We start from the raw sequence: 14,100 nt of genomic DNA on the forward strand, positions 1-14,100 counted from the left end.
TATCTGATTCGAGATTTTTTGACATGGACGTTCGCCAGTTCGCTTTCCTTGCGGGTCAACCTTCTTCGGCCCTGAAAAACCGTGACCAGTTCCTCTGCTTGCCGAAGCGCGGGATAGCCTTCCTGCTGGTCAACGTCATGTTCTGGCAGCCGCTGTGGGCCCAGGCCGATGGCATCGTGGTCAGTGCGCCGGGGACCACGCTGGGTCAGGCAGGTAATGGTGTGCCCATCGTCAATATCGCCGCACCGAATGCCAATGGGCTGTCGCATAACCAGTTCCACGACTACAACGTCGGCAGCCAGGGCGTCATTCTCAACAACGCCACCGGCCGCACCCAGTCCACGCAGTTGGGCGGGATCATTCTCGGCAACAGCAATCTCAACGGGCGTGCCGCGTCTACTATCCTCAACGAGGTCAACGGCGGCAGCCCGAGCCAGTTGCGCGGCTACACCGAAGTGGCGGGGCAGTCGGCCCATGTGATCGTCGCCAACCCGTATGGCATCAGTTGCAATGGTTGCGGCTTCATCAATACCCCGCGGGTTACCCTCAGCACTGGCAAGGCGGTCATTGAAAATGGCCGGGTCGACCACTTCCAGGTGGACGGCGGTTTCATCGACATCGACGGCGCGGGCTTCAAGGCCGGCACGGTCGAGCAGTTCGACCTGATTACCCGCAGTGCCAGGATCAACGCCGAGATCTACGCCAAGAAGCTCAATGTCATCACCGGCCGCAATGATGTGAAGGCCGATGATCTTACTGCGGTGGCCCGGGCCGACGATGGCAGTGTGGCCCCGGAGCTGGCCATCGACAGCTCCGCCCTGGGCGGCATGTATGCCGGAGCGATTCGCCTGGTGGGCACAGAAAAAGGTGTTGGGGTGCGCCTGGCGGGCAACATGGCCACCAGCGCCGGCGATATCCAGATCGATGCCAATGGCAAGCTGACCATGGCGCAGGCCATTGCCAGCGAGGCGGTCAAGGTCACGACCGAGAGCCTGGAGGCCAAGGGCGCGATCTACGCCGGCAGCGATCTCGATATCAAGACCCGCGGTGACCTGCAAAGCAGACAGAGCCTTGCGGCCCACGACGGTATCCGCCTGGAGAGCGGCGGCCAACTGGTCAACAGCGGCAGCATCGACGCCGGAGTAAACCAGGACGGCAGCCGTAACATCGAGGGTGATGTGACACTACTGGGCAAGGCGGTCCAGAACACGGGCAAGGTGATCGCCAGCCGCAAGATCGACGCCAAGGCCGAGCAGACCCTGGACAACCGTGGCGGCCAGTTGGTGTCTGCCGAGACTGAGGTCCACGCGGCACGCATCGACAACCGTCTGGGTCTGATTAACGCCAGTAGCGGCATTGCCAAGGTGCATGCCGAGGAACAACTCGACAACAGTGACGGTAAACTGCTCGCCGGTACTGATCTGCTGCTGACGGGGGGGGAGATCCTCAACCGCAATGGCGCACTGATCGCCAACAGCCTGACCGCCGAGATCCTGAGCCTCGACAACAGCCTCAAGGGTCGCGTCAGTGCCGAGTCCGGCACGCTCAAGATCACCAGCCGACAGGACCTGAACAACCAGGGGGGGCGCCTGCAGTCCACCATCGGAGCGGTCGAGGTGACTACGGCGAATCTCGACAACCGTGACGGTGTCATGGTGGGCGAGCAGGTTCAGGTCTTGGCCGACAAAGGCCGGATCGACAACCGCAATGGCCAGGTGCTGGCCCGCAGGATCGAGCTGCTCGCAGAGGAAATCGACAACCGAGAACAAGGCAAGGTACTGGCAGGCAGCGAAGGGCTCAAGCTGACCGCCGACCGGGTGCTGAACCAGCAGGGCACCTTGCTCGCCGAGGGCAGCCAGGTCTCGCTGTTGCTGAACAAGGGCTTGCTGAACAACCAGGGTGGCAGCATCAAGGGCTCGGATATCCAGCTGATTGCCGGGGACTTGGACAACCGCGCCCTCAATGGGCAGTTGGGCCTGGTCGCGAGCCTCAAGGGCAACCTCGAACTGACCGTGGACCGCGTCCTCAACCAGGAGGGGCTGGTCGAGTCCGCGGGTAACCTGACCGTCGATGGCGATAGTCTCGACAATAGCAGCGGCGGCCAGTTGCGCGCGCTCAAGGGCGACGCCAGCCATATCGCGCTCACCGGCGAACTGAACAATCAGGCGGGTTCGATCGTGGTCGGTGGTACCACCTTCGGCCTTACTGCCGCATCGCTGAACAACAATGGCGGCCGTATCGAACACGGCGGCCAGGGACTGTTCACCCTCGGCATCGCCAGCCTGCGCGGTAGCCAGGGCCGCATGACCGGACTGGGCGCCGGCGACTGGAAGATCGGCAACGTGGATGGCGTTGGCACCTGGCAGCTCAATGGTGGGCTGAGCTACACCAGTATCCAGGCCCTGACGCTTGCGACCGGCGAGCGGATCGCCAGCGCCGGTGCGCTGAAGTTCGACGTTGCCAGCCTGAGCAACGCCGGCGAGTTGGTCAGCGACAACGACCTGACCCTAAAGCTTGCGGGAAACCTGACCAACAGCGGTGTGATTTCCTCCCTCAAGACGTTGGACATCAGTGCCGTCGACCTGAGCCAGACCGGTGGTCGGCTGGCGAGCGGCGGTGATACTCGTCTCACCCTGCAAGGCACCCTGGAAAACCTCGGCCGATTGGTGGCCGACCAGGCTCTGGCGATCAAGGCTGCACGGATCAACAACCATGGCACCCTCGGAGCGCTCGGCGCAGTCAATCTGACGGCAGTCAATGGCGTCTACAACGACAAGGACAGTCTACTGTTCAGCGGCGCCGACTTGCGCGTTCGCGGCGACAGCCTGAGCAACTTCTACGGTGACATCTACAGCAAGGGCGACCTCAGTTTCGCTGCGCTGGATGACAGCAAGGCGAGTATGTTCAGTAACCTCTCCGGCAGTGTCGAAAGCGAAGGTAACATCGATCTCAAGGCCGGCGAGCTGACCAACGCCAAGGCCGAGTTCGAGATGAGCAAGGGCGGGGCGGTCTCCGGTAGCCTGTCCTGGGTCTGTGGTCAGCACTGTGGCGGGCATGACTCGTTCAAGCGTGGCACCATCACCATCACTAAGGTCTTCAACGAACAGGCGATCAAGGACTCGGCGGCAGCGCGCCTGGTGGCAGGCAAGAGCTTCACGGCCCAGGCGGACAAGATAGAGAACCGCTACAGCCTGATGGCGGCCAACGGCGACCTGACCCTGACGGCAGGCAGCCTGCTCAACCAGGGCGCGGTATCGCGTTCCGGGCGCAATGTCATTCAGATCGGTACTCCGGGCAGGATCGATACCGATTACTGGGATCAGATGGAGTCCTATGACGTGCCGGCTTTTAACGCCGCCGTCGCCGCCGGCCATTTCGACGAGGCTCGTTTCAACGAGCTGATCAGCCGCTCCTCCGATGGTCGTTTCAGCCTGATGAGCGATGTCACCACCTGGAGCGCGGATGGCAACACCGTCTACGCCGCCACCATCCAGGCGGGCGGCAAGGTCAGCCTGAACGTCGCCCAGAATATCCAGAACGGCAGCCTGGTGGACAACACTCTGGCGCAGTTGACGGGCAGCATGGGCGATAACCAGTTAGGCGCGAAAGTCGGCGGTATCGACATCGCAGTCAACGCAAGCAGCCCTCCGTCCCAGGCGCCGAAAGATGTGACACGGGTCGAGCATGTGGCCGCAGACGGCAGCGTCGAAGTCAGCTTCGTACCAGCCGACTTCAGTGGTTCGCCGTTCGTGTCCGTCGACCCGACGGCGCTGCCGACGTTCCGCTTGCCCCAGGGCGACTACGGCCTGTTCACCCAAAGTCGTAATCCCAAGGGCCAGTACCTGATCGAGACCAACCCGCAACTGACCGACCTGAAGAGCTTCTTCAGTTCGGACTACATGCTCGGGCAGTTGGGCTTCGACAGTCAGCAGGCCTGGCGCCGTCTTGGCGACGGCGGTTATGAAACCCGCCTGATCAGCGATGCGGTGTTCGCCCAGACCGGCCAGCGTTTCCTGGCCAATGGCCTGACCAGCGAGTACGACCAGTTCCGCTACCTCATGGACAATGGTATCGCCTCAAAGGACCAGCTCAATCTGACCGTCGGCGTCGGCCTGACTTCGGCCCAGGTGGCGTCGTTGACCCACGATATCGTCTGGATGGAAGAGCGCCAGGTACAGGGAGAGAAAGTCCTGGTGCCGGTGCTGTACCTGGCCAAGGTCGACTCCCGCGACATTCGTGGCGGCAGTCTGGTCCAGGGCCGTGATATCAGCGTGATCGCCGGCAATAACCTGGTTAGCGTCGGCACCCTGCGCGCCAGCAACGACGTCAGCGTGATCGCCGGTGAAAGCGTCTACAACGGCGGTCTGATGGAAGCGGGTCAGCACTTCTCGATGATGGCCCAGGACAGCATTCGCAATGCCATGGCCGGTGACATCCGTGGCAACCAGGTCAGCCTGACGGCGCTGAACGGTGACATCGTCAACGATCGTACCGCCATCCTGGTCAGCGACGGCAATGGCCATCGCACCATTCTCGATGACGGCGGCCATATCTCGGCGACCAGCAGCCTGAGCATGATTGCCGGGCAGGACCTGACCAACAAGAGCCAGATCAGCAGCGGCGGCGACGCGACGCTGAAGGCCGGTCGCGACATCAACCTGCTGGCGGTGACCGACAGCAGCGAGACTCACATCATCAAGAACGGTGGGCACAAGAACACCGTGACCACCCACGTCAAGAACCTTGGCTCCGGCGTCAGCGCCGAGGGCGATCTGGTGCTGGAGGCTGGGCAGGATATCAATGCAGTCGCCAGTACCGCCAAGGCCGGCAAGGACCTTGAAGTCAGCGCCGGTCGTGACCTGACCCTGGCCTCGGCTGAAGACGAGGACAGCGTCGACACCCGCAGCAAGAAGGGCAAGAAACGCATTCACGAGCTGGACAGCCATACCCAGCAGGTCGCGAGCGAGTTCACGGCCGGTGGCAACCTGACGGCGGTGGCCAAGCAGGATGTGACCCTGGTCGCCAGTCACCTCAAGTCGGGTGGCGATGTGCTGGTGGATGCGGGGAACAACCTGCAACTGCTGGCAGCGCAGAATACCGACCACACCCTGTACGACATGAAGGAGAAGGGGGGCTTCGGCAACCTCAAGCTCAAGCACGACGAGGTGACCCAGGTCACCAATGTCGGCAGCCAGATCACCACCGGTGGCGACCTGACGCTCAAGAGCGGTGGCGACCAGCGCTATCAGGTGGCGCAGTTGCAGAGTGGCAAGGACATCACCCTCGACAGTGGCGGTGCCATCGTTTTCGAAGGCGTGAAGGACCTGCACGACGAAAGCCATACCAAGACCAATAACAATTCGTTCTGGAACTCGGCAAAAGGCAAGGGCAACACCGACGAGACCCTTCGGCAGACCCAGATGGTCGCCGAGGGCAAGATCACCATCAAGGCGGTCGAAGGCCTGAAGATCGACGTCAAGGAGGTCAACCAGCAGTCGGTCAGCCAGACCATCGACGCGATGGTCAAGGCCGATCCGAAGCTGGAATGGCTCAAGGAGGCCGAGAAGCGCGGCGACGTCGACTGGCGGCAGGTGAAGGAGATTCACGAGTCCTTCAAGTACAACACCTCGGGGCTTGGGCCGGCTTCGCAGTTGATTATCGCGATTATCATGGCTGCGGTAGTCGGGCCGGCGGTGATGACCGCCATGGCCGGCAGCTCGCCGGTGTTGGTGGCGGGCGTGGCTGCGGTGTCGACCAGCGCAGCGACCAATGCTTCCACCAGTTTCATCAACAATGGCGGCAACCTGGGCGCGGTGTTCAAGGATGTAACCTCGTCCGATGCGATGAAGGGCTACGCCGTTTCGTTCGCGACCGCCGGGGTGACGCAGAGCCTTGGCTACAGCCCTGACAAGATCGGCTTCGACCTTCCGAGCGCGCAGACCGTTGCAATGAAAGTGACGGCCGATGCGCTGATCAAGACGGCGGTGTACGGGGGTAGTCTCAAGGACAACCTTGCCAGCGCCGCGACGAGCACGGCAATCAGCATCGGCGGCGCGGTGGGCGCTGGGAAGATCGGTGACCTGGGCCTCGACGAGGGCAGCCTGGAGAAGATTCTCCTGCATGCCGGCCTGGGTGGGCTGTTGTCCAAGGCAATGGGCGGTGACTTCCAGACCGGGGCGATTTCGGGCGGGGTCAACGAGATATTGCTCGGTCTGGCCGGCGACAAACTGATGCCAAAGGACCTCGTTGAGGGGACTCCGGAGTATATCCGGGCTCAAGCGAACCTGATGGCGCTCTCGCAGATCGTTGGTGTGCTGGGGGCGGTTGCTTCGGGTGGGGATTCAGGACAGGCGGCAACCGTTGCGGCTAACGCTACTCAGTACAACTTCCTGGGCAATCATTCTCAAGCTGTTCGTGATCGGGCTCGCAAGGAGTTTGATGAAACGAAGAGCATAGAGTCAGCCAGGAAGCTGTCTTCCTTGGAAGGTGCTGACCAACGCAGCGACGCTCTGCTGGAGAAGTACCATTTCGACCCGGCGTCTCTGTCCAAGGCTGAGATGAGTGAGCTGACGGCTTACCTGCAGGTCTATGGTTATGAGCAGCAGCTCAAGTATGGGCCTGAGGCTGCGGAATCCAGCATCAAGATGCTGCTGGAAAATGGCCCGGTTCCTATACGTGAATATCCGTTTGCGGGGACCACCGAGGCCAAGGTCGCCTACGCCGATGCGTTGCGTGAACAGGATGGCGTCTCAGTCTTCAATCCATTCTGGAGTCGGGACAAAACAGCCAACGAGCTGGTTTACAGGGATGCGCAAGGCTACCTGCGGATCGACAACGAACAGCAGGGCCTGGCCAATATCGGTACGCCGGCACTGTATGCGATGTCGGGGCCATTGGGGGCGACAGTCCGTATTGCTGCGGCTGCCAACGGTGTGCTGCAGGCCAGCTATGGCGTAAACCAGGTGATTGAGGGTGATACCTGGAACGGGGTTGGCAACATGGTTGTCGGGGCGCTGGGTGCTGCCAGTGTCAAGTTCCCGGGTACCAAAACGAGTGTTGCCAGCAATGAGATCAAGGGCACCACGAAGGGAGAGCTCATCGGCCCCTGCTGTTTTGCCGCAGGCACGATGGTTGCGACTCCGTCGGGCGATCGGGCGATTGATACGCTCAAAGTAGGCGACATTGTCTGGAGCAAGCCAGAGAAAGGTGGGGAACCGTTCGCTGCGGCAATTCTGGCGACTCACGTGCGGACCGATCAGCCGATCTATCGCTTGAAGCTGGAGAGCCTTCACGCTGATGGCGTAGCCGAAAGTGAAACGCTGCTGGTGACAGGCGGGCACCCGTTTTATGTTCCGGCGCAAAAAGGCTTTGTCCCGGTTATAGATCTCCGAACGGGTGATTTGCTCCAGTCGCTGGAGGATGGTGCCAGCGAGAACGTCTCGACCAGAGTCCGCTCGTTGGAGCTGTTTCAACCAGAAGGCAAGACGTTCAACCTGACGGTTGACGTTGGGCACACGTTTTATGTCGGAAAGCTTAAAACGTGGGTGCACAACGTCGGGCCTTGCGACATAAACAGGCCTGCTACTTCCGCCGTCTCGGGGGCTGGGTTGCGTGAAGATCTGGCGGCACAGGCAGGTCTTCCACGTGATATGGTTGGAAATCCGATTAGCGTTTGGGGTAAAACCATTGAGCAGATCAAGCAGGCTCTGACCATGGATGGTGCGAATGCAACGGTTTCTATAAAGAAGAATACGTCAGGTAATGCTCAGGTGTACGATATTGAAGGCAGTGCAACAGGGATTGTTAAAATTCAATATAGTCCGTCAACTATAGGGCGGGATGTTCCGCCATCGCAGCATAATGGTGAGTATTATAAGTTGACATATAAGGATAAGAGTGAAATTAAGGTCATTGATCCTATGGAGTATCGGCCAAGATTTTACGGTCCGGACAGGCCTATTATTGAGCCTCATGTGACTTATTTGAATCCAATGGGGCAAGAAGTTAAGTTTATTCCTAAAACCAATATGTGGGTTCCTAAGTGATGGCTGTTGATGACTTTTCAATTTCTTGGGATGCGCCTATTGCTCCATCAGTATCTCTTGGGGGGATTCCTCTAGGCGCTGGTGTTAGGGTTCTTGAACATGTTCTGAGCCGGTATGTGGTTGATGAGGATTTGTTGTTGTACAAGTTTGAGCGGGGGCCGCTTCTTCGTTTGACTTGGCATGGCTTTGAGGAGTGCACCGGCGCTGGAGGGTACTCGTTTTCAATTTTTAATGAGGGTGGCATCAAAGAGGAGTGTGCTATATATATAATGTTGAGGGCACACGAAGTGTATGCGATAAAGGTATATGGCCTAGGGTTTACTAGTGAGGATATTCGCCGGTTTTCATATAAGGGAGTGCTGCCTTGTGGTGTTGGTTTGGGTGCGTTGGTTGTGGGTCTTCTGCCTTTCGCTAATTTAGAGTTTGATTCCGCTGAAGAGTGGTTCTATGGAGGCGGAGGATACGATGGGCTGGAGGTTTCTGGTTGGGGAGTCCGTCTGGAGGATGAGCCAGATCAAATCATTACTGCTATGTGTGTGATTCCTGGTGGGTGATTACTTTAGTATTCGAGAACCTTTCATGGGCTTTGCTGGCATCATCTCATTGGGTTGCTTTTAATTGTATTGGTGGGTGTTGGGGATGTTCGTTTGCTGTTTTTAAGGGTTCTGCGGAGGAGGCTTCAGATGTTTCAGGGAGGTATGTTTGTCAAGTATGATTAAACTCGACGATAAATAGCTATGAGTAGGCTGTTTGTGAGTGTAGCCGCGCGCGGCATCGAGCGTTTTTGAACCATTTAGTCTTGATTTGAAAGATGTTTCTCTTTCAATTGCACGAAATTTCCTAGAAAACTCGCACCGCTTGTATGTGTTGGAACCGATGGCTAGGCTTGGACTTGTCACTGCCAACTCAGAGGCCGGGTTTAGCAGCCTGTTTATACCAAGGCACTCCACTCATCCAAGGAGCTTTGCCTGATGTCCAGAACCACTCCTACACCGTCTTTGTCGCAAAGCAATGAGCTAAGCACCAACGTCCAGCCGCAACGCTCGATTCTCCCTCCAGGGTTTCCACCGCAAGAGAACAACTTGGAATCCACCCTCGTCACCGTCTATTCAATCCTGCAGGCCGCCGCAGCGACAGCCTATGAAAACGCCGACCATCAGGCCGGCCCCAACCGCAACGTCGCCATGGGCGTCGTACACTTGATCGAGTTGGCGCAATGGTTGGTGGACTCGTTGCTGGACAAGCCGCTGGCGGCTGACGCCAATAGCCAGCCTGCTCAGCTCTGAAGCGGGAGAGCAGGGAAGACCAGAAAGACCCGGTCTTCCCCTGCATCGTCATTGTGTAGAGGACACCGACGCCTTTTGCACCGAAGACGTACTCTCCACCGGAATGCGCTCCTTGGGCTTCGTCACGTCATAGACATGCAGTTCACAGCGCTGGTCGATGTACTGGAACTCGACCAGATAGACCTTGCTGCGCTGTGGCGTAAAGCGGGTGCTGATGGGGCCGCAGGTATGGTATGCAGTGGCTGTTTCGCCGCTCCCGTAGCCCGACACCTGCAGCAACTGATCGGGATCGGCCTGCATTTCCAGCTGCGGGAAGTGTTTGAGCAGCGCGCTGTGGCTGGTCTCATTGAGCTTGGCGATCCAACCGAATACCTGGCCACGGCCCGTGTACGCCACCTTGCCCAGTACTTCCATGCGTTGGTCGGGATCGGCCGAGCGGCGGACCGAGAACTCCACGGGAGTGGAGCTGCCCGCTGATTTCATGATGACCTTGGCGTGCTCGGCATCGACCTCGACCTTTTTCTGACCCAGTTGCACGCCGTCCTTCATGAGGCTGGGCGATGAGTCCCGGACGTTGGAGTGGCAGGCCGGTAGTGCCAGAACGAGAGCGAGGGTCAGCAGTTGGGTGCTCTTCATGACGTCTGAATCTCCTTGAAAGTGTTCGCCTGAATGATGAAAAGGTGCGGCTCAGGTAACGGGCGGCCGCCTGTACTCGATTTCCACTGGAAGTGTCTGCTGCGCCTCGGTAAGCCTGTTCTCGGATACCAACCCATGAATATGACGAGCCAGTGGGGTCACGTCGGTGATGTTCTGTATCCACTCATTGACGTAGAGGCTGACGGCTTCCTTACTGAGGCCAATCTGGATGGCCCGGTGGGTCTGCGGTTGCAGGTGCAGGTCACGCTCCGGGTCCCACTGGATGCGGACCGGAGACTTCTCCTTCAGGGCCAGCCATTGTTCCTGGCTCATTGACTCTTCGGGATGGCTCGGGCAGCTATGTTCCAGGGCCCAGGCGAAGCCTTCGTGGCTGATGTCGATCGCCAGGATGCGTGTCTGGCCGGCGTCCTTCAGGCCCCAGCCGGCGCGGTACATCATCCAGAGGAAGGAGGGTTTTATCCAGGTCATCCGTTCCATCTTGAACGGCGGCGAGACGAAGGTTCCGTGGGCGATAGCGGATTCGGCGATCGAGTCCGAATAGGCCTGGTAGACGCGAATGGTCCGGTCGTCGTACTGCGCACGAATCTGGCGAAGCGGGGGTGTAGGCAAATGATATTCCTGTGGGTTGTTTGCTGTGTGACAGCGTACTCGACAAGGACGGTGCTCAGGGTTGATAGGGAATCACCTTGTCCTTGTCCATTTCATTCATCAGTTGATCGAGCATCTGCCGGCGGTTTTCGACGCTCGGCAGCGGCACGTACCAGGCCAACGCACTCCAGCCTTCACGGGAGTAGTTGTAGGTCTTGAGCAACTCGCCGTCCTTGTATACCTGGCCACGCAGATTGTCCTTGTAGTGGTAAGGCATCGGGAAGGTGAAGAGGGTGAAGACGTTCAGCAGGCCCAGGTAGTTCGGGCCACCGTCATAGGGTTCGCGGATCAATAGGCTGTAGCCACTGCGACTGTAGCCGCCATCGAGCATCGAGAACGCCCCGGTGTCCTTGAGCACGCCGATCATCTGGCGATGGCGCTGCTCGTCGAAGCGATTGTTGATGGGGCCCAGGTCCAGGGTGACCGGCACGTAGGCGTGTTCGGCGTGGTAGTCGAGCGGTTTCAGGACGTTGCTGCAGCCACTGGTGAGCAGGGTGAGGCCGAGCAGGGCGGCGGCCGCCAGGTGCTGGCGGTTCATTGTGCGGCTCCGACGGCAGGGATCAGCTGATCCTGGCGCACATCGTGGGCAAAGGCGCGGGCGATGCGGCCGAGGTTCTGGCCTTCCATTTCGCCGCCCTGGTCGAGCAACCAGGTGTATTTCTGGGTGTTGTTGCGATAGTGGTACTGCTTGAGGCGCTGGTCGCCGCGCAGGACGGTGAACTCGGTCTCGGTGTCGATTTCCTTCGACAGCGGCAGCATGAACAGCGTGGCGCAACTGAGCAGTACTACCGGGAACGGTGGATACTCACGCTGCATGTTCAGCTTGATCTGTACGCTGTATTCACCGGCCTTGCCGCTGCCGGTTTCGATGTTGCGGAACACCCCGGTCTCGCGCAGATGGTTACGCAGGATCGAGGACTGCATCGGGTCGTCGACCATCACGTGGATGGGCTGCAGGTAGTCCTGGCCATCGGCCAGGGTGCTATCGGGCAAGGTGTTGGTCGCGGTGCAGCCGGTCAACAGGCTGGCGGCGATCAGGCTGGCAAGTGTTCTCATGGTTTGACTTCCGTGGCGCTGGCAGGCTTGCCTGGGGCCAATGTCGGGGCGATGAACAGATAGGGGGCAGCGCTCTTCAGGTCCAGGTTCATCGGTTGCAGAGGCGGCAGGGCGGGCTGTTTACGCAGCGCGATGGCGCCATCGCGGGCGATTTGGTCCCGCCACAGGAAGGCACACCGGTCAGCTATCACGCACACCGAGCGGAATTCGCCGAGGTAGTAGGCCTTGCCGGCTTCGAGCCGCAGCGGCAGGTTGAACTTCTCCCGCGCCTGCCGCGAGGTGAAGGTGGTGCCAAGCCCTGGCGTGTATTGCGTGGAGAAGAACTGGAAGTCGTAGAACTCGTAGTCGCCGGGCTTGAGCGGCAGTACGAAGACACTGGCGGCGCCATCGCCGTCCTCGATGTCTTGTGGTGTCTGGTTGCCACCGCGCATCCACAGGCCGGCGGCGCCATAGGCGGAACCGCGTTTGCGGATCAGCAGGCGTTGGTTGTCGGCTGGGGAGAGCTTGAACGACACGGGGCCGATGGAACCGACGAGGTAAGCCACGGGCTCACCGCTGGCAGGTTGCAGCGGGTCGCTGACCAGTGAGGCGCTGTGGGTGATGCAGCCGTTGAGCAGGCCGACCAGCATGAGGATGGCCGAAGCCTTGATGATGCGAAACATGAACTTTCCTGATTGAACTGACGGGCAAGCGCCGTGGGCGTTCGGAAAGTCTGCATGTCGGCCTTCCTGGCACTCGGGTTTTTGCGAGGCGAAGCCTAAGGGAAGGGCTGGCGTTTTGCTAGTGAAAGGACGGTGGTTTTTGATTTATTGGCGCCTGGAACTTGTCGCGTCTGCGCAAGCGCGCTGTGGCCGGGCGCCACAAAAAAGGCACCGAAACATCGGTGCCTTTCCGGTTCAACGCCACTTCAGCTTAACGATAACGCTCCAGCCAATGCGCGTAAGGCGCCGGCAGGGTCCAGGCGGCCTTGTCGACGCCCAGTTCCTTGGCCGCGAAGTACGCCCAATGTGGATCGGCCAGGTGCGCCCGGCCGACCGAGACCAGGTCCAGATGCCCGGCCTGCAGTGCGCCTTCCGCCAGTTGCGGGGTGCCGAAGCCCCAGGCCGAGGTCACCGGCAGGCCGGCTTCGCGGCGTACACGCTCGGCGATCGGGCCCATGAACGCCGGGCCCCATGGGATGTTGGCCTCGTGAATGGTGAAACCGACGCTGACGCTCAGCAGGTCCAGGCCGCCGGCCTTGAACTGGCGAGCCAGCTCGATGGATTCGGTGAGGGTCTGCTCGTCGCGCCCGTCATATTCCAGTACGCCGAAACGCGCGGTCAGTGGCAGGTTTTCCGGCCAGACTTCACGCACGGCGGCGAGGGTTTCCAGCAGGAAGCGGCTACGGTTTTCGAAGCTGCCGCCGTAGGCGTCGGTACGTTGGTTGGAGTGCTCGGAGAAGAAGCTCTGGCCGAGGTAGCCGTGGGCGAAGTGCAGCTCGATCCACTCGAAGCCGGCGTCGCGGGCGCGGCGGGCGGCATCGACGAAGTTCTGCTTGACCCGGGCGATGTCCTCCAGGGTCATGGCCTTTGGCGTTTTCGGCAGGTGTGCGCCGAAGGGCAGGGCGGACGGGGCGATGGTCTGCCAGCCACGGGCATCGGACTCGGCAATGTGGTCGTCGCCTTCCCACGGACGGTTGGCGCTGGCCTTGCGCCCGGCATGGGCGATCTGGATACCCGGTACCGAACCTGTGGCCTTGATGGCCTTGACCACGGGGACGAAGGCCTGGGCCTGTTCATCGTTCCAGATGCCTGCACAGCCGGGGGTGATGCGACCCTCCGGTGCCACGGCGGTAGCTTCGACCACCAGCAGACCGGCACCGCCACGCGCCAGGCTGGCGAGGTGGACATGGTGCCAGTCGTTGATCAGGCCATCGTTGGCCTGGTACTGGCACATTGGCGGGATTGCGATACGGTTGCGTAGCGTGACGTCTTTGAGCTTGAAGGGTTCGAACAAAACAGACATGGAGAACTCCAGCCGGAGGAGAGGGTATTTATTTGGTTGTTCGATCATAATCGAACTATGGCAATAAACGGAAGCCTTGTTATCATTCGGTCCATGCGAGAATTCAAACACCCGAACCCCGAAGACCTCATGCTCGAACGCGTGCTCTACGCCTTGAGTGACCCCGTGCGCATGGAGATCGTTCGTTGCCTGGCAGGGGTTGCCGAAGCGAGCTGCGGCGAGCTGGACGGCGGACGGCCCAAGTCCAGCATGTCCCACCATTTTCGTGTGCTGCGCGATGCGGGGCTCGTACATACCCGTAATGTCGGCACCACGCACATGAACTCATTGCGCTCTGAAATGCTCGATGTGCGGTTTCCCGGTCTGCTCGGCTGCATTCTTTCCCAGCGTTGATTCACGTGTTT

At 59.9% G+C, this 14,100-nt stretch carries 10 protein-coding genes; 4 read left to right on the forward strand and 6 right to left on the reverse strand.

The genetic code is table 11. The annotated features are described in order from the left end of the window. Positions 1-23 precede the first annotated feature (23 nt). The 3 genes from BLU37_RS19845 (at position 24) to BLU37_RS19855 (ending at position 9,331) form a co-directional block, all read left to right on the forward strand. Entirely contained in the window at positions 24-8,045 is an 8,022-nt protein-coding gene (locus tag BLU37_RS19845) for a two-partner secretion domain-containing protein (protein WP_090207935.1), read from the forward strand. Beyond that, entirely contained in the window at positions 8,045-8,599 is a 555-nt protein-coding gene (locus tag BLU37_RS19850; protein ID WP_157696394.1) for a hypothetical protein, read from the forward strand. Before BLU37_RS19845 ends, BLU37_RS19850 begins: the two co-directional genes overlap by 1 nt. A gap of 528 nt (positions 8,600-9,127) precedes the next feature. Then, the gene (locus BLU37_RS19855; RefSeq protein ID WP_232000354.1) at positions 9,128-9,331 is read left to right on the forward strand and encodes a DUF6124 family protein; all 204 of its coding nucleotides are present in this window, start codon (positions 9,128-9,130) and stop codon (positions 9,329-9,331) included. A gap of 48 nt (positions 9,332-9,379) precedes the next feature. Here the strand turns inward: BLU37_RS19855 and BLU37_RS19860 are convergent, their stop codons facing one another. The 6 genes from BLU37_RS19860 to BLU37_RS19885 form a co-directional block, all read right to left on the reverse strand. Further along, positions 9,380-9,967, reverse strand: a complete 588-nt coding sequence (locus tag BLU37_RS19860) for a hypothetical protein (protein ID WP_090207943.1) — start codon at positions 9,965-9,967, stop codon at positions 9,380-9,382. Between the two features lie 51 nt (positions 9,968-10,018). Beyond that, on the reverse strand, positions 10,019-10,597 hold the full coding sequence (locus BLU37_RS19865; RefSeq protein WP_090207945.1) for a DUF4291 domain-containing protein: 579 nt from the start codon (positions 10,595-10,597) through the stop codon (positions 10,019-10,021). Positions 10,598-10,652: 55 nt separating this feature from the next. Further along, positions 10,653-11,174 carry a hypothetical protein gene (locus BLU37_RS19870; protein WP_090207948.1) on the reverse strand — a complete coding sequence of 174 codons (522 nt, stop codon included), beginning with the start codon at positions 11,172-11,174 and terminating at the stop codon, positions 10,653-10,655. Next, the gene (locus BLU37_RS19875) at positions 11,171-11,692 is read right to left on the reverse strand and encodes a hypothetical protein (protein ID WP_019360669.1); all 522 of its coding nucleotides are present in this window, start codon (positions 11,690-11,692) and stop codon (positions 11,171-11,173) included. Before BLU37_RS19875 ends, BLU37_RS19870 begins: the two co-directional genes overlap by 4 nt. Beyond that, entirely contained in the window at positions 11,689-12,354 is a 666-nt protein-coding gene (locus BLU37_RS19880; protein ID WP_090207952.1) for a hypothetical protein, read from the reverse strand. Before BLU37_RS19880 ends, BLU37_RS19875 begins: the two co-directional genes overlap by 4 nt. Before the next feature lie 250 nt (positions 12,355-12,604). Continuing rightward, a complete protein-coding gene (locus BLU37_RS19885; protein WP_090207955.1) occupies positions 12,605-13,696 on the reverse strand; it encodes an NADH:flavin oxidoreductase/NADH oxidase in 1,092 nt (363 codons plus the stop codon). A 57-nt stretch (positions 13,697-13,753) separates the two neighbouring features. On the opposite strand from BLU37_RS19885, the gene BLU37_RS19890 reads away from it, so the two are divergent. Next, positions 13,754-14,089: an ArsR/SmtB family transcription factor gene (locus BLU37_RS19890; protein ID WP_010448783.1), complete on the forward strand. Its 336-nt coding sequence runs from the start codon at positions 13,754-13,756 to the stop codon at positions 14,087-14,089. Positions 14,090-14,100 lie beyond the last annotated feature (11 nt).

Origin of the sequence: Pseudomonas asplenii, from assembly GCF_900105475.1 — a bacterium.
GTDB classification, from domain to species: domain Bacteria; phylum Pseudomonadota; class Gammaproteobacteria; order Pseudomonadales; family Pseudomonadaceae; genus Aquipseudomonas; species Aquipseudomonas asplenii.